Source organism: Paenibacillus sp. sgz302115 (genome assembly GCF_056120445.1).
On record NZ_JBVYOK010000001.1, the window covers coordinates 1 to 20,798 of the forward strand.

Below are 20,798 nucleotides of genomic sequence, written 5' to 3' on the forward strand. Positions count from 1 at the left end.
CAGAACATGAAGAAGATGGCGATCCACCTGGATCGCCGGGAAAAACGGGGGTAACCCCCTCGTTTTCCCGCGCGCACGCCGACATTGAAACACAAAAGAAACCCAAGGCCATTAAAAGACCTGGGTTTCTCGACACTCTGAGGCGCCTTTGGCGCTTGTTTTTTTGTTGTCTGTACACTTTTAAATTCAAGTTTATATTCAGTTTAAAAAGCTGCTTCATAGTAGAATTAATACTTAGAAGGTGGCTGAATCCTTTGCAATTGTTTGAATTTATTTTATTGATGCTGACCGCTGTCTCCCTGTCCAATCTGGTGCATCGGTTTATTCCCTCCGTCTCTATTCCTATCATTCAAATTGTGCTGGGAATGGCAATTACATTGTTGCCCCTGCATTATGAGCTAACCTTAAACCCGGAATTGTTTTTATTGTTATTCATCGCTCCCTTGCTATTTAATGACGGGAAGCTCGCAAATAAAGAAGCGTTGTGGGAACTCCGGAAGCCTATTTTATGGCTGGCCTTGGGCCTGGTATTTATGACGGTTGCAGCTCTAGGTTATTTCTTGAATTGGCTGCTGCCCGTTATTCCATTAGCGGCGTCTTTTGCTTTGGCTGCTGCGCTGGCGCCTACGGATGCTATAGCTGTCGGTGCGCTCGAAGAAAAAATCAAAATTCCCCATCAAACGATGAAAATACTGGAAGGCGAGTCCTTGATCAACGACGCTTCAGGACTAGTCTCCTTTCAATTTGCTGTAGCTGCTATGGCAACGGGGGCGTTCTCGTTCAAGCTCGCCGGTCTCAGCTTTATTGGCATTTCGCTCGGCGGAATCGTTCTGGGGCTGCTGCTGACCTTCATCAAATATTTGCTTGTGAGATGGCTGCGGAGCCTGGGAATGGAAAATGTCACGCTGCACATGCTGATTGAAATCATAACGCCGTTTGCCATTTTTATTGCGGCTGAGAAGCTGGGGGTCAACGGAATCCTTGCTGTAGTCAGTGCCGGAATCGCCCATTCTTTCGGGTTCAAGCAATTGCATCCCGAGCTGGCAATGCTTAGAGTTGTATCCAAAAGCACCTGGTCCGTCATCATCTTTGTCTTGAACGGAGCGGTGTTTCTGCTGCTGGGCACACAACTGCCGGACATTATTCAGACAATATGGGAAAGCTCGGAAATCGGGAATTGTCAAGTTATATTCTACTCCTTAGTGATCACTGTGTTTGTGCTCGGACTGCGGCTGCTCTGGGTTCTTGTGATGGATACTCGCCGCAGCAGGGCAACAGGTGAGCCTTGGCGCGTCAGGATGCAGCATGCCCTCATTGTCACCTTGTCCGGTGTACGGGGCACTATAACACTGGTAAGTGCTTTGTCGCTGCCGTTCTTTTTAGATAATGGGCTGCCGTTTCCGGCAAGAGATCTGATCATTTTTTTGGCAGCCGGTGTCATCATCTGGACGCTGCTTGGAGCGAACTACCTCCTGCCTCTGTTGGTGGGAACAGAAACTGCTGAGGAGCAAAGTGAGGATGAGGCTCAGGCAAAAATTGATATTCTGCGCAATGTCGTTGCCGGGTTGAATGAGCAAATTACCGACAAGAATAAACTGGCCGTGGGCCTGACTATTGATACTTATAAATCCAGAATTCAAAAGCTGCAGAACAACGCGCAAACGCAATCAAAGGAGCGGGCCCTTGGCATTAGTATGCTGAAATGGGAAAAAGAACGGACGCTGCTTGCAATCAGCTCTAAAGAAATCAACTCTTATACAGCACATCGTTATTTGAGAAAAATAAATAGACTGCTGTTAATGTACACCCATGAAGCTGAATATAAAAAGGAACTGAGCTCCTTAAGGAGCTGGCCGCGATCTATGGAGCTGCTGCAACAGGCCGCGATGAGTTTTTCTGAAAAACGCGCAGAATTGAAGGCTTTGCGGATTCTTAATTGTACTTATGTCCTCAAGCAGTTGAATGAACTGCTGGCTGGAGACGAATGGGATATTGAGATTGTCAGCTCGATGGTTGTACGTTATGAAAGAGAACTGGCGGTACTAAAGGAAGCAGGGGCGAAGTTCTCCAAAAAGGAGGAGGTCGACTCGGCGCTCTATGAGCTGTCCAGAATCGGGATTCAATTGGAACGCGATCAGATTCGGGACATGTTCGAGGCCGGGCGGATTCGAAGAGCCGTTATGAAGGAACTGAAGAACAATTTATCAATCATGGAGCATGATCTGAGGGAAGAAGCGCTGTAATTGTGCGAGCCGGTTCAGACTGCCCGAGTCCTGTGGCCATGAAGGAAGAAAATTGACGAATAGAAGGAGATAGCCTCATACTTTATCGCTGGTTAATACTTCCGTTATATGCTTATAAGAGAGTGACAAAATTCACGAGGATAGGCATACAGGTGATTGAATGACGAAACGTAAGGCGTTAACCCAAAAGCTGCTTGCGATCCCCCAGTATTTCCAGCATGTCAACGGGAGGCTGCGGAATGAGGTCAAGGAGCTGGGAAGATTGTCCGCGCTTCTCGAAATTATGGATAACGGAAGGCTGGATACCTTTTTTCAGCCTATATTGGAGCTGGGAAGCGGGCGAACCATCGGACATGAGGTGCTGAACCGGCCGCCGGCCTCCCCGCATTTTCCGACCACGGAGCATTTTTATGAATTTGCCGGACGAACGGAGCAGATGTTCAGGTTCGAGCAGTATTGCCGGCGGATTTCGCTCTCGCGGTATGTGGAAAGATTGCCTGAGCCGGAGTGCGGGGCGGAGAGGCTTGTTTTTATCAATGTGCATCCGGGGGTGCTGAATGATGTCCGGCATAAAAGCGGGGAGACGCTCGGTCTGCTGCAAGAGCTGGAACTTTCTCCGGAGCGTGTCGTATTCGAGCTGACGGAGAGGCAGGCGGTGCAGGACTATGTAGGCTTTGAAAAGGTGCTCTCCCATTACCGTGAGCAGGGTTTTCGCATCGCAGTGGACGACGCCGGCTCCGGGTATAACAGTCTCAAAACTCTGGTATACTTGAAGCCGGAATTCATCAAGCTGGACAAGTCACTGATCCGCGGAATTCATGACAACCGGGAGCAGCAAGAGCTGCTGGAGCTGATCCGAGAATATGCCGAACGTTCCGCAACCCGGGTGATTGCCGAGGGGATTGAAACGCCGGAGGAGCTGCTGTATCTGCAGCTGGCGGGCATTGATTTTGGACAAGGGTATGCGCTGGGCAGGCCGGGCCACTGGCCTGTTCAGGGAGAATTTCCGCCGTCTTCGCCAAAAGTTCCAGTTAGAGGAGGCTATAAGCATGTTTCTTCAGATCGGTGAAATCGCAGAGCAAATCCCGGAGATTTCGCTTCATCATAAATGTGAATATGTGGACCAGATTTTCAAATGCAATCCCCAGCTTCAGGGGGTGGCAGTAACGGATAATGGGCATCCTGTGGCGCTGATCATGAGAATTCGCTTTTATCAGCAGATCGGCACCTTGTATGGCTTCACGCTCTATATGGGCAGGTCCATCGGGCTGATCATGGACAAGCATCCGCTGGTTGTGGAGTATAAGACGCCTATCACCGAAGTGAGCAGACTGGCAATGGACAGAAGTGAAGAGAATCTTTATGATTATGTGCTTGTCGTCCATGAGGATTCGTTGTTTGGAGCGGTGAGCGTAAGGGATTTATTGCTTAACTTTGCCGAGATTCAGGCGGTTGCTGCCAGCTTCCTGAATCCGTTGACCGGTCTGCCGGGCAATCTCAGCATCAATGAATGGATGGTAAAATCACTGCTGCAGGAGCAGTTCAGTGTGCTCTATATTGATCTGGACCATTTCAAAGCATACAATGATACATACGGATTTAAGGAAGGCGACCGGATGATTCAGGCTACGGCAGAAATTCTGAAGCATTGCACGCTGCGGCTGGATGGCTTTCTCGGACATATCGGCGGGGATGATTTTATTATTTTTATCGATAATTATTATTATGAGGATTACTGCCGGACAATTATCGCTGAGTTCGACAGGGCGGTAAAAGGCTTCTATACTCAGACTCACCTGGCGCAGCAGTATGTGCTGTCCGAAAGCCGTTCAGGAATGATGGAAGAAATTCCGCTGGTCTCAATCTCCATTGCTGTCGTCACCAACCGCTTCCGGCGCTTCGATTCCACCCAGGATATTTCAGGTGAAGCGGCACGGCTTAAGAAAAAATGCAAAATGATCAATGGCAGCAGCTATGTGGATGACAGAAGCGTCCCGGCAACGAAATCAGGCTGACTAAGCTTGCTCAACAAACGTCAATAGGGTAAGATTGACAACAATAAGAGCATGCCACGGTGGAGTGTGATGAAGATGCAGAGCAAGGGGATGGATGAATGGGGGGTATATGAGCCCTTCCACATCATGCTAAATGAATACAGGGTTGCTGATATCTTCATAACCCCTCATGCGAGGAGCCGTTTTGCGGACAGAATCAATCAGGAAGACGGCAAGGACGAGGACCTTGGTGCATGGATCTGGCAATGTGTGAAGATGAACCGGTTAAGACCGTATTCGCACAGAGAGTATAATGCGTATCTGATTGACAATGATATGGCGGTTATCGTTGAGTTTACGGAGCTGGAAGGGGTAACATCGCTTTCCGGCCATCCGCTGTATGTTATGGTGATTGTATCGTTTCTTGGCAAAATATCAGCTACTCCCCAGCTGCGGGATTTGAGGAATTACTATTCCTTTCTGCGCTACTCCCGCCGGATGAAGCTGATGAAGAAACGCCGCAGACGCAGATGACGCATACAAATTTAACAAGAAGGCATGCGGCTGACGGCTGCATGTTTTTTTTGAACTAGAAGAAGGAGTTATGAACGCATGAATTTTCATCAGCTTCATATTTTTTATACAGTTTCCGAGCGGGGGAGCTTCTCTGCGGCAGCCCAGACGCTGCATATGACACAGCCGGCGGTGACGATGCAGGTGCAGGCGCTTGAGGATTATTTCGGAACCAAGCTCTTTGACCGTTCCAGCAAAAAGATCATGCTCTCCGAAGCCGGCCGCACCCTGCTGCCGTTCGCACTGCGCAGCATTCAACTCATGCGAGAGACGGACCAGGCGATGTCTGCTTTTACCCACATGCTGGAAGGGCGTCTGCAGCTCGGAGCAAGTCTGACGATCGGCGAATATGTGCTGCCGCGCCTGCTGGGGCCTTTTGGCAAAGAGTATCCGCACATCTCGATTATGATGAAGGTGATGAATACCTCGCAGCTCATGGAGGAGATTCACAAGCACCAATTGAACTTCGGACTGATTGAAGCCCCGGTATCCCATCCCGACATGGTTATTGAGCCGGTTATGGGTGACGAGCTGAAGCTGATTGTGCCCCGGGAGCATCCGCTTGCAGGAAGGAACGAGGTAACGCTGGAGGAGGCGCTGCGCCATCCGTTTGTGCTGCGTGAGCAGGGCTCGGGAACCCGCCGGGTGATGGTGGAGCAATTGCTCGCCAAAGGACTTGATCCGGGCGCGATGCGCGTGGTCATGGAGCTGGGAAGCACGGGAGCTGTGAAATCGGCGGTGGAAGCGGGGCTGGGGATTACCATTATCTCGACCTCTTCGGTCAAGCATGAGGTGGCGCTGGGTCTGCTGAAGGTCGTGAACATCACGGACGCATCTTTTAAAAGACAATTCTATGCGATCCATCTCAAATCAACCCTGCTGCCGATCTCAGCGGTTACGTTTCTCACCTTTTTGCGCCAGCATGCGGGGGATAAATAAAGGAGTATAAAAATTTTGTACATACGAAAAATCGTTTTTTTGGAGTATTATGGTACTCGAATGCGAAAAAAACGAGCGGAGGATACGTATGGCGATTTTGCTGCAGGGAGACAAAGTCACACTGAGGGACTTGACGCAAGAGGATATCCGCACCATCTATTATTACAATTTTGAAGCGGATGATCGTGAGCATTTGGAATGGGACGGCCCGTATTACCAGCGGGAATGGGAAAGCTATGAAGCTTTCGAACCGAAATTCGCTAATACACTCGAACTGGTGGGTACAGATACGCCCCGCAGCCGCCTGATCATCGAGATCAATGGTGAACTTAAGGGAATGGTAAGCAGGTATTGGGTGTCTGAGGAAACGAATTGGTTCGAGATCGGCATCTCAATCTATGATTCGCGTTATTGGTCTGGCGGATATGGGACTGAAGCGTTTCGGATGTGGATGAGTTATCTGTTTCAAGCGATGGATACGGTCCGCCTCGGGATTGGCACGTGGTCCGGCAATGTGAGAATGATGGGGCTGGCCGCCAAATGCGGCATGATCGAAGAAGCGCGGGTCCGTAAAGCGCGGATTGTGCGCGGCGGGTATTATGATGCAATCAAGATGGGAATTCTTCGTGAGGAATGGGAAGCCGGAATGGGGCATTAACTTGAACAGTGAGGTGACGGACAGGTGAAACAAGCGAACCATAATGATCATTTAAAAGATAGCGGCGGATTGGCAGGCCGCTGCGATCTGCATACTCATACATTGTCTTCGGACGGCATGCAGCCTCCGGCGGAAAATGTGCGGCTGGCCCATGAAAAAGGGCTCGCAGCGGTGGCGATCACCGACCATGACACGGTAGCCGGAGTGGCGGAAGCGCTGGAAGCAGGCCGGAAATACGGAATTACCGTTGTTCCGGGTGTCGAGATCAGCACACGTGCGGGCGGCAAAGAGATTCATGTGCTTGGATATTACATCGACACGGAGCAGGAGCTGTTCCTCTCCCGGCTTGCCGAGCAGAGGGATACGCGGGCCCGGCGCAATGATGCCATTATTGCCAAGCTGCAGGGGCTGGGTATAGGGATCACGCTGGATCAGGTAATAGCAGGCATAGGCCGTGAACTGAAGCCGGACGAAAGTGTCGGCCGTCCGCATATTGCCGATGAACTGGTGCGGCTGGGTGCGGCGGAGAATATGCGGGACGCCTTTGACAAGTATTTGGCTGAAGGTGCTGCAGCCTACGTATCGCCGCCGCGGATTACGCCGGAGCTGGCCTGTGAGTGGATCGTGGAAGCAGGAGGCGCACCAGTGCTTGCCCATCCCGGCATCTACGGGGATGACGAACTGGTGCGCGGTATCATAGAGCGTAGCGCTCTGCGCGGAATTGAAGTGTATCATTCGGATCACAGCTGTGAGGACGAGGAGCGTTATCTGGCGCTGGCGAATGAATTTGGCCTGCTGGTCACAGGAGGCTCGGATTTCCACGGAGCACGCCAGGGTGTTGTGTTCCACGGTGAGATCGGCAGCGTGTCGGTTCCGGCCGCTGTGCTGTCCCAGCTCAGACAGCTTGAACAGAAGCCGGAGCAGCTCTGAGCAGCTTGCAGCGGTGCTTGGGACGATAGAATTGCATACGCGGGAAGCGGCAGCTTACTCCGCTCACTGGAATATAAAGAACCTCCAGCCGAATGGCGGGCATGAGAATGACCCGCACATGGCTGGAGGTTCTTTTTGAAAATACATGGACGGCGTAGCCGTTTCTACTTGTTAGGATGGCAGACGGCCATCCGTGATCGCCATTACATTCAGTGGCTGCTGTTAGCTTCTAAGCGTGTTCGGCAGGCTTTTGATCCGCTCTTCATCCGGGGTAACGAATAGGGTCTTCTGGTGATCGTAGATCACGAATCCGGGTTTGGCCCCGCTTGGCTTGCGGACATGACGGATCAGGGTGCAATCTACCGGAACGCTGCTGGACTGCTTGGCCTGGCTGAAATAGGCGGCTAATTGTGCGGCCTCTTCAAGTGTGGCGTCCCCGAAGGATTCGCTGCGGATCACGACATGGGAGCCGGGAATATCTTTAGTGTGCAGCCAGGTGTCATTCGCAGAAGCCAGACGGTTGGTGACGTACTCGTTCTGCAGATTGTTTTTGCCTACATAGATATCCACGCCTTCAGAAGAGGTGAACACCTGCAGCGTAGGGCGGGCGGTTTTCTTTTTCTTTTTGCCTTTTTTGCTGCGGTCGCGCAGGTAGCCCTGGCTCACCAGCTCGTCGCGGATTTCCTCGATATCGTTCAGTGAAGCGTGGGCAAGCTGCTGCAGCAGCGTCTCCATGTAGGTAATCTCTTCATGGGTCTTGAGCAGCTGCTCGTTGATCACCAGCAGGCTGTTCTTGTATTTGTTGTATTTCTTGAAATAACGCTGCGCATTGTCCGAAGGATTCAGCAGCGGATCGAGCGGGATGGTGATTTCCGCCTGGTCTTCGTCGTAATAATTCACAAGCGTAGCTTGCTTGTCGCCTTTGGACACCGCATGCAGTGAAGCGAACAGCAGCTCACCCCAGATGCGGAATTGATCGGCATCCTGGGCTTCGTCGAGATCCTTTTGCAAATTCGCCAGCTTTTTGACATTTTTGCTCCGTTCATTCCCGAGGAACCGGATCAGGTCGCTGACCCGCTGTTTTACTGTATCGCGTTCGGCTTTATCCCCGTAATAATCCTCTAGACAGGCGCTGATGGTGCTGTAGTGCTTCACATGCTCATCCGAAAGCGAGAGCGGAATCGCCGAGAAGACCGGTTTGCCTTTGGCGTTCAAGCCGGACATCGGGGAGAATCTGGCTTCCCGCACCGGCGCAAGAACCGCATCGAAGGCTTCCCACAATGCAGCCGCATCTGCCCGGGCGCTGCCCTCCGCTGATGAACCGCTATGCGCGGCGCCAGCGGCGTCCCTCTTCGAAGCTGCAGCCTTGCGCTGCAGTACAATCTCCCCGGCAATCAGCGGACTCATGCCGCTGAAGGCATGGACCATCCAGCCTATAGGATCGGCGGATGGCGCTGGTCCCCCGGAGCCTGAGGCTTTCGGCTCCTCCAGCGATTTCAAGAGGTCGGCCAGCTCGCCCTCGATCATTTCCTCGGGTTCCTGCTCTTCCTTGCTGCCAGCCAGCAGCGCCTCCTCCTCGGCGGCAGCCGCAAGATTAAGAAATGCCTCGCGGCCAACATCAAGCGGGTTCAGCTTATGCTGCTGCGGCGGTTCGATGTAGGCGATACCCGGCATTACATTGCGGTAGCTGCTGATGGATGGCGTGACGTGATGAATCCCGTCGATAATGGTGCCGGTAGCCAGCTCCGTGAGAATGATATTGCTGTGCCGGCCCATCAGCTCGATGATGATTTTTTTGGCGGATACATCCCCCAGCTCATCCCGGGTCCGGACATTAATATGAATGATGCGCTCCATGCCGACCTGGCTGATGCTCTCGATGGTTCCGCCTTCGCAGTGCTTGCGCATCAGCATGCAGAACATCGGGGCTTCCGCCGGATTGATGCTGTTCCTGTCGGTAAGATGAAGGCGCGGGTATGTCGGATTGGCCGACAGCAGCAGCTTGCCGCCGCCGCCGGAGCCCCGAAGGATAAAGATCAGGTCGTGGGTGCTGGGTTGATATATTTTGCCGATGCGTGCACCAATAAAGGGTTCAAGCTCGTGCACGATCGCTCTGGTTACAATGCCGTCTAATGCCATGATAATGTTCTCCTGTCGCCTGATAATAATGTTCTCTTCTCTATGATGCCATACTTTGACACTTTTGCGCAAAAGGAGAAGCCTGTCTTCAGTGATATTTTGGGACGACCATGAATACACTTGGACATGAACAGGTGGAAAAGCTGTGCGCCGCCGGAAGTCAAGAAACGACCGGGAGGGGAAAGAAGGATTATGGAACAAAAAAGTTGGCACCGGCTCGGTGCAGAGGAACTGCAGAAGATGTTCAGCGTTCATCCGGAGTCGGGCCTAAGCGGAGAGGATGCCGCAGAGAAGCTGAAGGAGAACGGGCACAATGAGCTGTCGGAAGGGAAGGCCGTATCCCCGCTGACGTTGCTCCTGAACCAGTTCAAGGATTTCATGGTGCTGGTGCTGATGGGAGCAACGCTGGTGTCCGGCCTGCTGGGTGAATACCTGGATGCAATAACGATTGTCGCCATTATTATGCTGAACGGGGTGCTGGGCTTTGTGCAGGAATTCCGTGCCGAGCGTTCGCTGCGGGCACTGAAGCAGCTCTCCGCACCGTCCGCGAAGGTGCTGCGGGATGGCAAGCTTATGCATATTCCGGCAAAAATGCTGGTCCCCGGAGATATTGTGCTGCTGGAGAGCGGCGACCGGATTCCCGCCGATGTCCGCTGGCTGCAGTGCAGCGCGCTGTACGCCGAGGAGTCGGCATTAACCGGTGAATCCGTACCGGTCTCCAAGCATTCGGAAGCGATTCATGCCGAGGAGATTCCGCTTGGCGACCAGAAAAATATCGGCTTCCTGGGCACGATGGTCACCAGGGGGACCGGTAAGGCGATTGTTGTCCGTACCGGGATGGATACCGAAATGGGCAAAATCGCCGATTTGATTCAGAATACCGAATCTCAGGAGACGCCGCTGCAGCACCGGCTGGAGCAGCTCGGCAAAATTCTGATCTATGTCTCCCTAGGATTAACGATTGTCGTTGTCGTTGCGGGCATTCTGCACGGCCAGCCGGCGGCGGGCATGTTCCTGGCCGGAGTCAGCCTTGCCGTCGCTGCTATACCGGAAGGGCTGCCGGCCATTGTGACGATTGCACTGGCGCTGGGCGTGCAGCGGATGATCAAGCGCAAAGCCATTGTCCGCAAGCTGCCTTCGGTGGAAACGCTCGGCTGCGCCTCGGTGATCTGCTCTGATAAGACAGGTACCCTGACCCAGAACAAAATGACAGTGACGCAGCTATGGAACGCCGGACGCAAGCTGGAGGTCACCGGTGAAGGTTATGCTCCGAGCGGGCATGTGCTGCAAAAGGGCAAGCCCATTGATCTGAAAAATGATCAAAATCTGCGGCGCATGCTTCAGATTGGCGCCTTGTGCAGCAATGCGGAGATCGTAGAGACCTTTTCCGGGGAAGCACGCGGGAAACGCAAGGGTAAGGAAAAGGGCGGCGAAGCGGATAAAAGCCCTGCGGGCCAGTCGTCGGTATGGGAGCTGAAGGGCGATCCGACTGAAGGCGCGCTGGTCGCCTTGTCCGCGAAGATGGGGCTGACCGCACAGACCTTGGCGGTAACGTATACAAGGGAGAAGGAATTTCCGTTTGATTCGGAACGCAAGCTGATGTCTGTCGTTGTGAGCCATCCCGGCGGACGGATGATCTGCACCAAAGGGGCGCCGGACGTGCTGCTGAATTGCTGCTCCTATATGCTGTGGGAGGGCGGTGTTGTACCTTGCACGCCAACCCTGCGCCAGAAGGTGCTGGAAGCGAACGAGGAGATGGCCTCCGGCGCGCTGCGTGTGCTGGGGATGGCCTACCGCGATATGCGCACAGGAGAAGTGGCGGGGAGCGAAAAGGAAGCGGAAGCCCAGCTTGTGTTCGTTGGGCTGGCCGGCATGATCGACCCGCCGCGGCGTGAGGTCCGCGATGCGATCAGTGTTACCCGCCGTGCCGGAATCAAGACGGTGATGATCACCGGCGACCATGGCACAACAGCCGAGGCGATTGCCCATCAGCTCGGCATCCTGCAGCGCGGCGGAACCGTGCTGACCGGCAGCCAGCTCTCCCGGATGGATGACGATGCTCTGGATAAAGTCTCGGATAATGTGTATGTATACGCGCGGGTATCCCCGGAGCACAAGCTGCGCATCGTCAAGTCGCTGCAGCGCCACGGCCATGTGGTGGCGATGACCGGAGACGGTGTCAACGACGCGCCGGCCATCAAAGCGGCGGACATCGGCATAGCCATGGGCATCACCGGTACGGATGTAACGAAAGAAGCTTCCGCGCTGGTACTGGGCGACGACAACTTCTCCACAATTGTCGCTGCTATTGAGGAGGGGCGGAATATTTACGAGAATATCCGTAAATTTATCCGCTATCTGCTCGCCTCCAATGTCGGAGAGATCCTGACGATGTTCTTCGCCATGATGCTGGGGCTGCCGCTGCCGCTCGTTCCGATTCAGATTCTCTGGGTCAATCTGGTGACCGACGGACTGCCGGCTATGGCGCTTGGTGTGGACCAGCCCGAGAAGGACCTGATGGAGCATAAGCCGCGCGGGGCGAAGGAGAACATTTTCGCCCGTCGCCTCGGCTGGAAAATCATCAGCCGCGGGCTGCTGATCGGTCTGTGCACGCTGGCCGCCTTCTGGCTGACGCTGCGGATTGACCCGGGCAGTCCGGCGCAGCTAATCCGGGCGCAGTCGGTCGCTTTTGCAACACTCGTTATGGCACAATTGATCCATGTCTTTGACTGCCGCAGCTCGCGCTCGGTGTTCCACCGCAATCCGTTCCAGAACAAATTTCTGGTGCTTGCTGTGCTGTCATCCGTTCTGCTAATGCTGGCTGTGATGTATCTGCCGCCGCTTCAGCCGGTCTTCAAGACTGTGCCGCTCGGCTTACGCGACTGGAGCCTGGTGCTGGTCGCCGCCGGAATCCCTACATTTGTAATGGGGGCGGGCAGCGTGTGGGGAGGCAAGAAGAACCGCAGCCGCAGCGGCGGACGGGCAATGATAAAAAGTACAAAAATTTCGGCATAAAATCAATAGCTTAAACCCACTCCTTGAGGTATGCTTGGTTCACGATACTTTGTTATTAGGAGTGGAATTTCAATGGAATTTACCAAAATGCATGGCTTAGGCAATGACTTTATCATCGTATTCGGCGAGCAGGAGCTGCCCGGCAATGCTTCGGAGCTTGCGGTTACCTTATGCAACCGGTTCTTCGGCATCGGCGCCGACGGCCTGGTATACATTCTCCCTTCAGAGCGCGGAGATTATATGATGCGCATAATGAACTCGGACGGCTCGGAAGCGGAGCAGTGCGGCAATGCGATCCGCTGCGTATCCAAATACGTCTATGAGCACGGTCTTGTCAGCTCAGAGCAGATTGTTATTGAAACGATTGGCGCCGGTGAGCAAAAAGTATCCCTGCAGGTGAAGGATGGCATAGTGGAGACCGTTACAGTCGATATGGGCGAGCCTGTATTGTCCGGCTTGCAAATTCCGGTTGCCATTGATGCCGAGCCTGTGCTGGATCAGCCGATTGAAACGGACGGAACTGAGTTCAAGTTCACCGCCGTATCCATGGGCAACCCGCACTGTGTAATCTACGTGGACGATGCCGTAGGTTTTGATTTGAACACCTGGGGGCCTAAGCTGGAGGTGCATCCTCTGTTCCCGAGAAAAGTTAATGTAGAGTTCGCTACCGTAACCAGCCGCAGCCATGTGGATATGCGTGTCTGGGAACGCGGCGCCGGCCCTACACTCGCCTGCGGCACCGGTGCCTGCGCTACGCTGGTCTCCTCCGTGCTGAACGGTCTGACCGACCGCTCGGCTACAATCAGCCTGAAGGGCGGCGATCTGTTTATTGAATGGAACGAACAAGACAATCATGTGTACATGACCGGCCCGGCGAAGGTTGTATATACGGGTTCAGTTGAAATCTAAATCTGTAACTTAATGTATCTTCGAATAGGAACGGTACAAAGATGCCCCGCAGCGTGACGCCTGCGGGGCATCTTTGTTGTGCCGCTGTGGAAGAACACCCGAATAATGGAAGAGCTTAATGCAAATAATAGCACCCAGTATGGATGGGGGGGCTAACATGGACACAAAGAGGAATGCTGCAAGCAGAGGCAAAACGGCGCAGAGTGAACAATCCGGTTCATCGCAGATAAGCGGACCTTCAAGATTATCTACGGAGCTGTCCGTGAGCCTTGCAGGTATTCAGTCAGAGCTTGGAAACAGCCCTGATCTCAAAATCCGGGAGGTCCAGCTTGGCGGGCCTCACCGCATCCGCGCCGCAGCTGTCCACCTGAGCGGGCTGGTTGACTCCACCGCTGTGAACGAATTTGTGGTCGGCTCACTCCTTGCTGTGAGTACGGACGGCCTGATCATGGACTGTGCAGAGAGTGACGACGGGAGCGGCAAGCTCCCAGGCATGATTCTGAGCAGGGCCCTGGAGATCGGTGAGGCGGAAATCATGGATGATTGGAAAGAGATTATGCTGGCGGTTCTCTCAGGGGATACGGCAATTCTGCTTGATGGCTATAGTGCGGCAATCCTGTGCGCAACGAAGGGCGGTGAATGGCGATCGGTCAGCGAGTCCTCCTCGCAAATGGTCGTCAGAGGCCCGAAGGATGGTTTTGTCGAATCAGTCGCCACCAACATCTCCCTGATCCGCCGGAGAATCAAGTCCCCCAAGCTTCGCCTGGAGTATATGAAGATCGGGAGCGAAACACAGACGCTTGTGGCGCTAATGTATGTAGAGGGTTTCGCAGGAGAGGATTTGCTCCGCGAGGTCCGGGAGCGCCTGAACAAGATTGCTATGGATGAAGTGCTGGAGTCCGGTTTTATCGAAGAGCTTATTCAGGACAAGACCTTTACTCCGTTCCCGACGATCTATAATTCGGAGCGTCCGGATGTTGCCGCCGGCAATTTGCTGGAAGGGCGGGTAGTGATCATTGTCGATGGGACTCCGTTTGTGCTCATTTTACCGGCTGTATTCACCCAGTTCTTCCAGTCGGCAGAGGATTACTCGCAAAGGTTCGATATTGCCATTCTGATGCGGATTGTACGGTACTTAAGTTTTATTGTCCTGATTCTTGGGCCTGCGGTTTACATTGCGCTGACGACCTATCACTATGAAATGATTCCGACGACGCTGCTCGTTAGTCTACTGGCTCAACGGGAAAATGTGCCGTTCCCGGCGTTTGTCGAGGCTCTTCTGATGGAGAGCGCTTTTGAAATCCTCCGTGAAGCCGGAGTTAGGATGCCGCGTGTCATTGGACAGACCGTTTCGGTCGTCGGGGCGCTGATTCTGGGGCAGGCTGTCGTCGAGGCCGGTATTATCGCCCCGATTATGGTGATTGTAGTCGCCTTGACCGGGATTGCCAGCTTCGCGATTCCGGCGTACAACATGGCCATTGCCGGGCGACTGATCCGCTTTGCTTTTCTGCTGCTTGCCGCGATGTTCGGCTTCTATGGCGTGACCCTGGGGCTGATTGTGATGGTAGCTCATATGAACAGCCTGCGCTCCTTCGGTATCCCGTATTTGTCCCCGTTTGTGCCGCTGTCTGTCAAAGGCCAAAAGGATACGATCTTAAGAATGCCGCTCTGGCTCATGTCTCCCCGTAAATCACCGCAGCAGATGCGTGCCGAGCTGCCGAAGTTTATGCGGGTGACAACGGGAAATGAGGAAGCGCTGGCGCCGCCGATTCGTGAGAACAAGACCGCAGGGAAATCTGGAACAGGAGATCAGCTTGATGAAGATTAGAAGCCTCGCTTTCACACTGCTTGCAGCTATGCAGGTTCTGCTGCCGCTCGTGCTCACCGGCTGCTGGGACAGTGTCGAGCTTAACCGCCGGGCGATCGTATCCGGAGTTGCCATCGACAGGGGGCCTTCGGATGACGAGAAATATATGCTTTCCTTTCAGGTCATTGTGTCAGAAGAAATTTCCGGGGAAAAAACCAGGAATACTTCACCGGTGGCCTTATATACCGGCAGCGGACGCACAATGTATGAAGCGCTCGCGAATGCTTCGCGGCAGACGGCGCGTTTCTTATCCCTCGGGCATATCAGGGTTATAGTGATTTCCGAGAAATTTGCCCGGGAGGGCATCAAGGACATGCTGGATGTGATGGAACGGGAGAGCGATATGCGGATGACCAGCCTGGTTTTTGTCTCCAAGGATCAGCCGGCCCGCGAAGTGATGTCAACGATGACCGTGTTCAGCAAGATTCCTTCGAGTGATCTGGTTGAAAAGCTGGCTACCACCTCGAAGCAGTTTGGCTACAATTTCAAGATGGAGGTCGATGATGTGATCAGGGGGATTCAAATCAGGGGCGGCGGACCGGTCATTAACGGTGTTTTTACAAGCGGGAACAGAGAGAGCGCGGACACCAACGACAATTTGAAAACCATCGCACCGCAAACAATTCTGAGAGTTTCCAAACTGGCGGCTTTCAAGGATGATAAGCTGAGAGGCTGGCTTGAGGGGAAATCCGCGCTCGGCACAGTTCTTTTGCTCAACAAAACCAAAGAGTTTCCGGTAGTGATAAAAAATGAGAAAGGATATCTGGCTTTTAATGTCTATCAATCCCAGGTATCGGTTACCGCATCAGCAAAGGACCCGGAGCATCCCGTTATTAACATCAAAATTACCCAGCAGGCGGCTCTTAAGGAGTCTCCCAATTCATTTGACCTTACCTCGCCGAAAGTACTGGAAAGGCTGTCGGATCAACTGACAGAAGAAACCCGCAGTCAAATTCAAACCGCGATTGCCTCTGCCCGAAAGCTGGGAAGTGATTACCTTGGCTTCGGTGAGGTGGTGGAGCGGGAAAATCCGCGCGGATGGAAGAAGGTGAAAAATCATTGGGAGAAAATCTTTGCGGCCTGTAACGTCAACATTGATGCGGACACCGTAATCAGACATACAGATATGCGCGAGAATTCATTCCAGGTTTACTAATGAGAGTGGAAGGGGAGAGATTATGGGAACCGTAAAAGTCGGGCTTGTCCAGTTCTTCAGCATTACCCTGCTGTTCGAGTTAGGGACGGCGCTTGTCGTTAATTTGGGCATGGCAGCGGGCAGGGATGCCTGGCTCTCCATTTTATTCGGCAGCGTGGCGGGTGTAATTGTTTTTGCAGGTTATGCCTATCTGTACCGGAAGTATCCTGAAATGCCCTTAACAGGTTATGCCAGAAAGCTGCTGGGCAAATACATCGGAGCTCCGGTTGCGTTAATGTATATTATTTTGTACATCAGTCTGGCAGGCCGGGATTTGCGCGATGGCAGCACTATGCTGGCGATGGCTACGATGCATAATACCCCGTTGTTCATTCTAAGTACGCTGATGATTCTTTCAAGCGCTTATGTGCTGCATAAAGGTGTTGAAGTTCTTACGCGGACATCCATGGTTTTTCTGATTCTAGTGTTGTTGATTGGCATATTCAGCACAATTATGCTGGTGCTCTCAGGGTCTGTTGATTTGAACCGCCTCTTTCCGATGCTGGAGGATGGGGCAGAGCCTGTGATTCGTTCCGTGCTGCAACAAAACTACATGTTCCCTTTTGGCGAAATGATTGCTTTTACCATGCTGATGCCCTTGCTCTCCAATTCCAAAAAAGGGCCCTGGGTCATCGCGGCGGCGATGCTGTCTGCAGCCCTGATGCTCAGCTATACGATGGCTCTAAACATTTCGGTGCTGGGGGCAGATATTGTGGAACGTTCTCCGCTGCCGCTCATGCCGACGATCAGCAAGATTTCCATCTCGGACTTCATTCAGCGCGTGGATATCTTTGTGGTCATGGTGCTCATTATCGGAGTATTTTTCAAAATGGCTGTATTTTTTGCCGCAGCGCTGATCGGGATTTCCGATTTGTTCGGAATCGCCTACCGCAGAATGATTTATCCCTGTGCGCTGATCATTCTGTTCACCTCCATGCTCGACGCCCGCAGCTTTACCGAGCATTTGGATGAGGGCGGAAGGCTGCTGTACACGGTGTTCCCTTTTTTCATGCTGGCCGTTCCGGTTGTTCTGATTCTGATCTCTTTGCTGAGAAGTTATTTCTCGGCCCGCCGCCCGGGCTGACTTCCCCGAATGAAGCAGACGGCATCCGGGATGATGAGACACAGCAGCATGATCACGGCGGCCAGCTTTTCGGAAGCGGTATACAATAAATAGTTCAAAATGTACCTGATATTCCCCATACCATAGCCGAAGAGCCAGTCGCCAAAATATAAATAGAGTAGAGAGAGCGCGGCCAGCAGCAGAATTATTGTGTATTTTTTCAGCAGTTGCCTTCTGGTTTTTTTCTTCATGGAATACTTCCCCCTATTGAATCACTTTCAGCTAGTATGAATCATTTCCCCCGCCGTCATGCAATTTCCGCTTTATCAATGCTTCGCTTTTACCTGTGAAAGCTTATCATCCATCCCGTTTTATGTTACATTAGTATGAAACTATGGTCTGATAGGGGAGGTTCTTGCGGTGAAGCCGGATTTGCGCTCTGCATGGAATAATAACGTATTGGTCGGAGACGGAGCGATGGGAACTTTCTTGTATCAGAAAGGCTTCCCTGTCGGCATCTCCTATGAAGAATTGAATTTGACCTCTCCGGGGGTCATTGAGGATGTACACCGAAGCTATATTGAGGCCGGGGCGGTGCTGCTGGAGAGCAATACGTATTCGGCCAATTATGATAAGCTGTCCAAGTTTGGCCTGGAGGCCAAGGTAAATGAAATTAACCGTGCCGGTATGCGGATTGCACGGCAGGCTGCCGGTGATGCAGGATATGTCGTAGGTGCGGTAGGCTCGATCCGGGCCGGCAAAAGGGCTAATCTGTCCAGCTCGGAGCTGAAGCGGTTCTATGCCCAGCAATTTTCCGCGCTGCTTGAAGAGCAGCCGGACGGCATCCTGCTGGAAACCTTCTACGATGTGGAAGAGCTGCATCTGGCGCTAAGGGCGGTCCGCAAGCTCAGCGAGGTTCCCGTGATTTGCCAGTTGGCGGTGGACGAGACTGCTCGTACTCTTGACGGATTGACGCTGCAGGAGGCTTTTCATATTCTGGAGCAGGACGGGGCGGATATTATCGGCTTCAACTGCCGCACCGGACCGAATGGGATCAAACGGGCGCTCAAATCGCTGCAGGGAAGCCTTAAGCTTCCTGCCTCGGTATATCCGAACGCCGGCATTGCCGATTATGTAGATGGACAGTACCGCTATGGAGCATCGCCGGAATATTTCGGCCAGATGGCTCCGGTCTTTGCGGATATGGGCTGCCGGATTATCGGGGGCTGCTGCGGCACAACGCCACAGCATATTGCAGAAATCTCTGCAGCGCTGAAGGATTATGCGCCGCAGCCTCTGCCAGAGCCAACTCTACACACCAAGGTGGAGCGGATCGCCGTACAGGAGCATCTCGGTGAAGATGAGGGACGTGACGGCAGTGAGCCGAATTTGGTGGATCTGGTCAAGGAGCGGCATACGGTAATCGTAGAGCTTGATCCGCCGCGTGACCTGGACATTGCCAAATTCATGAGAGGCGCGGATGCGCTGCGCAGAGCGGGGGCGGATGCCCTGACGCTGGCGGACAACTCGCTCGCGGTGACCCGGATGAGCAACATGGCGCTTGGGCATTTGGTTCAGGCCCGCACGGGGCTGAGACCGCTGGTGCATATCGCCTGCCGCGACCGCAATCTGATCGGAACACAGTCTCATCTGATGGGCTTCGATGCCCTCGGCATTGATCATGTGCTGGCAGTGACCGGCGACCCGGCCCGCTTCGGGGATTTGCCGGGCTCAAGCTCGATTTACGATCTGACCTCATTCGAAATTATCCGGATGATCAAACAGCTTAACGACGGCATTGCCTTCTCCGGCAAGCCGCTGAAGCAGAAAGCGAACTTCGTCATCGGCGCGGCATTTAACCCTAATGTCAAACATTTGGACAAGGCGGTAGAACGGCTGGAGAAAAAGATTGCCTCCGGCGCGGATTATATTATGACTCAGCCGGTATATGATTCCGAGTTGATTGAACGTATCGCGAAGGCTACCGGGCATCTCGATATCCCGATTTTTATCGGCATCATGCCGCTGGCGAGCGGGCGCAACGCCGAATATCTTCACAATGAGGTCCCCGGCATCCAGCTCTCCCCTGAGGTACGCAGCCGTATGGAGGGACTGGAAGGAGAAGAGGGCCGCGCAGAGGGCGTACGGATTGCCAAAGAGTTGCTGGATGCGGCTATGGCGCATTTTAACGGCATCTATCTGATGACGCCATTTATGTTTTATGATATGAGTGTGCAGCTTCTGGAGTACGTGTGGGAGAAACAGGGGCGCAAATTGTCCCCCTTGTTTCGCTAGTAATTATCAATTACAATAGTGTAATGGATGTGATTCCGTTGTCATTTAGCATGACCGGATACGGTCAATCATCCCTGCAATTCGGCGGTTACAAGATTACGTTCGAAGTCAAATCGGTGAATAACCGTTACTGCGAAGTTGTGCTGCGGATGCCCCGGGATTGGACGGTTTATGAGGATATGCTGCGAAGACAGGTTCAAGCTCATATCAAACGGGGACGGGTAGATGTCATCATTAGTAGGGAACATACCGAAGAAACGGCTCCTGCACAGGTGCTGAACCGTTCAGCGGTGCGTTCCTATTTGAAGTCAGCGGAGCAGCTGAAAGATGATTTTGGACTTAAGGGTGAGCTGAGCCTTCGCGACCTGCTCTCTATGCCCGGTGTAATGGAATTCAAGGAGGATGCCCACACGCAGGCCTCGTTTGAAGATTTTGCGGAAGTCCTTGAGCTTGGGCTGAACCAGAGCTTGCATTCTCTGATGGAGATGCGCGCACGGGAAGGCGGTTATCTTGCCGCTGATCTTGCGCTGCGGCTGACCCATTTGGAGGCGTTGCATACCGAAATGGCCGGACTTGCTCCGGCTGTGGTAAGCGAGTACCGCGAGAAGCTGCGGCAGCGGCTGAGCGTGCTGAATGACGGGACGTTCCCTTTTGAAGAGCATAAATTTGGAATGGAGATTGCTATCTTTGCCGACCGCTGTAATATTGATGAAGAGCTTACCCGGCTGAACAGTCATTTTGAACAATGCAAGGCTCTGCTCAAGGGGAGCGAGCCCGCAGGACGCAAGCTGGACTTTCTCATTCAGGAGATGAACAGGGAGACGAATACAATCGGGTCGAAGTGCAATCATCTGACTCTGGTGAACCTTACGCTTGAGATGAAGGCCGAGCTGGAGAAGATACGTGAACAAGCAGCGAATATTGAATGACAGGTATCTGAGTAAGCAAAGATGTAACCTATGGGGGGAACAACCGGAA

The 20,798-nt window shown here is 53.2% G+C and carries 16 protein-coding genes; 14 read left to right on the forward strand and 2 right to left on the reverse strand.

Going from position 1 to position 20,798, the window contains the following annotated elements:
* The first annotated feature begins 254 nt into the window (after window positions 1-254).
* The 7 genes from AC0LWN_RS00005 (at window position 255) to AC0LWN_RS00035 (ending at window position 7,337) form a co-directional block, all read left to right on the forward strand.
* Entirely contained in the window at window positions 255-2,243 is a 1,989-nt protein-coding gene (locus tag AC0LWN_RS00005) for a Na+/H+ antiporter (RefSeq protein ID WP_474662625.1), read from the forward strand.
* 160 nt (window positions 2,244-2,403) lie between these two features.
* The gene (locus AC0LWN_RS00010; RefSeq protein ID WP_474662626.1) at window positions 2,404-3,312 is read left to right on the forward strand and encodes an EAL domain-containing protein; all 909 of its coding nucleotides are present in this window, start codon (window positions 2,404-2,406) and stop codon (window positions 3,310-3,312) included.
* Window positions 3,293-4,258, forward strand: a complete 966-nt coding sequence (locus AC0LWN_RS00015) for a GGDEF domain-containing protein (RefSeq protein WP_474662627.1) — start codon at window positions 3,293-3,295, stop codon at window positions 4,256-4,258. The genes AC0LWN_RS00010 and AC0LWN_RS00015 overlap by 20 nt, the downstream gene beginning before the upstream one ends.
* A 69-nt stretch (window positions 4,259-4,327) precedes the next feature.
* Entirely contained in the window at window positions 4,328-4,771 is a 444-nt protein-coding gene (locus AC0LWN_RS00020) for a hypothetical protein (RefSeq protein ID WP_474662628.1), read from the forward strand.
* Between the two features lie 78 nt (window positions 4,772-4,849).
* Entirely contained in the window at window positions 4,850-5,749 is a 900-nt protein-coding gene (locus AC0LWN_RS00025) for a LysR family transcriptional regulator (protein WP_474662629.1), read from the forward strand.
* 88 nt (window positions 5,750-5,837) lie between these two features.
* On the forward strand, window positions 5,838-6,407 hold the full coding sequence (locus tag AC0LWN_RS00030; RefSeq protein WP_474662630.1) for a GNAT family N-acetyltransferase: 570 nt from the start codon (window positions 5,838-5,840) through the stop codon (window positions 6,405-6,407).
* 24 nt (window positions 6,408-6,431) lie between these two features.
* Entirely contained in the window at window positions 6,432-7,337 is a 906-nt protein-coding gene (locus AC0LWN_RS00035; RefSeq protein WP_474662631.1) for a PHP domain-containing protein, read from the forward strand.
* A gap of 222 nt (window positions 7,338-7,559) precedes the next feature.
* Here AC0LWN_RS00035 and AC0LWN_RS00040 read toward each other — a convergent pair whose 3' ends face one another.
* Window positions 7,560-9,476 carry an Rqc2 family fibronectin-binding protein gene (locus tag AC0LWN_RS00040; RefSeq protein WP_474662632.1) on the reverse strand — a complete coding sequence of 639 codons (1,917 nt, stop codon included), beginning with the start codon at window positions 9,474-9,476 and terminating at the stop codon, window positions 7,560-7,562.
* A gap of 192 nt (window positions 9,477-9,668) precedes the next feature.
* Between AC0LWN_RS00040 and AC0LWN_RS00045 the strand changes: the two genes are divergently transcribed.
* The 5 genes from AC0LWN_RS00045 to AC0LWN_RS00065 all read left to right on the forward strand — a co-directional run bounded on the left by AC0LWN_RS00045 (window position 9,669) and on the right by AC0LWN_RS00065 (window position 17,546).
* Window positions 9,669-12,491, forward strand: coding sequence for a calcium-translocating P-type ATPase, SERCA-type (locus AC0LWN_RS00045; protein WP_474662633.1), 2,823 nt, complete (start codon window positions 9,669-9,671; stop codon window positions 12,489-12,491).
* A 72-nt stretch (window positions 12,492-12,563) separates the two neighbouring features.
* Complete coding sequence (dapF, locus tag AC0LWN_RS00050; protein ID WP_474662634.1) at window positions 12,564-13,400, forward strand: diaminopimelate epimerase; 837 nt, start codon at window positions 12,564-12,566, stop codon at window positions 13,398-13,400.
* A 157-nt stretch (window positions 13,401-13,557) separates the two neighbouring features.
* Entirely contained in the window at window positions 13,558-15,228 is a 1,671-nt protein-coding gene (locus AC0LWN_RS00055; protein WP_474662635.1) for a spore germination protein, read from the forward strand.
* Entirely contained in the window at window positions 15,218-16,423 is a 1,206-nt protein-coding gene (locus AC0LWN_RS00060) for a Ger(x)C family spore germination protein (protein ID WP_474662636.1), read from the forward strand. The genes AC0LWN_RS00055 and AC0LWN_RS00060 overlap by 11 nt, the downstream gene beginning before the upstream one ends.
* A 22-nt stretch (window positions 16,424-16,445) precedes the next feature.
* A complete protein-coding gene (locus AC0LWN_RS00065; RefSeq protein WP_474662637.1) occupies window positions 16,446-17,546 on the forward strand; it encodes a GerAB/ArcD/ProY family transporter in 1,101 nt (366 codons plus the stop codon).
* Here AC0LWN_RS00065 and AC0LWN_RS00070 read toward each other — a convergent pair.
* Complete coding sequence (locus AC0LWN_RS00070) at window positions 17,519-17,776, reverse strand: hypothetical protein (RefSeq protein ID WP_474662638.1); 258 nt, start codon at window positions 17,774-17,776, stop codon at window positions 17,519-17,521. The genes AC0LWN_RS00065 and AC0LWN_RS00070 overlap by 28 nt on opposite strands.
* A 169-nt stretch (window positions 17,777-17,945) precedes the next feature.
* On the opposite strand from AC0LWN_RS00070, the gene AC0LWN_RS00075 reads away from it, so the two are divergent.
* Together AC0LWN_RS00075 and AC0LWN_RS00080 are read left to right on the forward strand one after the other, a co-directional pair.
* Window positions 17,946-19,820, forward strand: coding sequence for a bifunctional homocysteine S-methyltransferase/methylenetetrahydrofolate reductase (locus AC0LWN_RS00075; RefSeq protein WP_474662639.1), 1,875 nt, complete (start codon window positions 17,946-17,948; stop codon window positions 19,818-19,820).
* A gap of 38 nt (window positions 19,821-19,858) precedes the next feature.
* Entirely contained in the window at window positions 19,859-20,749 is an 891-nt protein-coding gene (locus tag AC0LWN_RS00080) for a YicC/YloC family endoribonuclease (protein WP_474662640.1), read from the forward strand.
* Window positions 20,750-20,798 lie beyond the last annotated feature (49 nt).

Coding starts and splice junctions, on each gene's coding strand:
- AC0LWN_RS00010 (WP_474662626.1), top strand. CDS start 2,404: ATGACGAAACGTAAGGCGTTAACCCAAAAGCTGCTTGCGATCCCCCAG.
- AC0LWN_RS00065 (WP_474662637.1), top strand. CDS start 16,446: ATGGGAACCGTAAAAGTCGGGCTTGTCCAGTTCTTCAGCATTACCCTG.
- AC0LWN_RS00055 (WP_474662635.1), top strand. CDS start 13,558: ATGGACACAAAGAGGAATGCTGCAAGCAGAGGCAAAACGGCGCAGAGT.
- AC0LWN_RS00015 (WP_474662627.1), top strand. CDS start 3,293: ATGTTTCTTCAGATCGGTGAAATCGCAGAGCAAATCCCGGAGATTTCG.
- AC0LWN_RS00070 (WP_474662638.1), bottom strand. CDS start 17,776: ATGAAGAAAAAAACCAGAAGGCAACTGCTGAAAAAATACACAATAATT.
- AC0LWN_RS00060 (WP_474662636.1), top strand. CDS start 15,218: ATGAAGATTAGAAGCCTCGCTTTCACACTGCTTGCAGCTATGCAGGTT.
- AC0LWN_RS00020 (WP_474662628.1), top strand. CDS start 4,328: ATGAAGATGCAGAGCAAGGGGATGGATGAATGGGGGGTATATGAGCCC.
- AC0LWN_RS00045 (WP_474662633.1), top strand. CDS start 9,669: ATGGAACAAAAAAGTTGGCACCGGCTCGGTGCAGAGGAACTGCAGAAG.
- AC0LWN_RS00040 (WP_474662632.1), bottom strand. CDS start 9,476: ATGGCATTAGACGGCATTGTAACCAGAGCGATCGTGCACGAGCTTGAA.
- dapF (WP_474662634.1), top strand. CDS start 12,564: ATGGAATTTACCAAAATGCATGGCTTAGGCAATGACTTTATCATCGTA.
- AC0LWN_RS00030 (WP_474662630.1), top strand. CDS start 5,838: ATGGCGATTTTGCTGCAGGGAGACAAAGTCACACTGAGGGACTTGACG.
- AC0LWN_RS00025 (WP_474662629.1), top strand. CDS start 4,850: ATGAATTTTCATCAGCTTCATATTTTTTATACAGTTTCCGAGCGGGGG.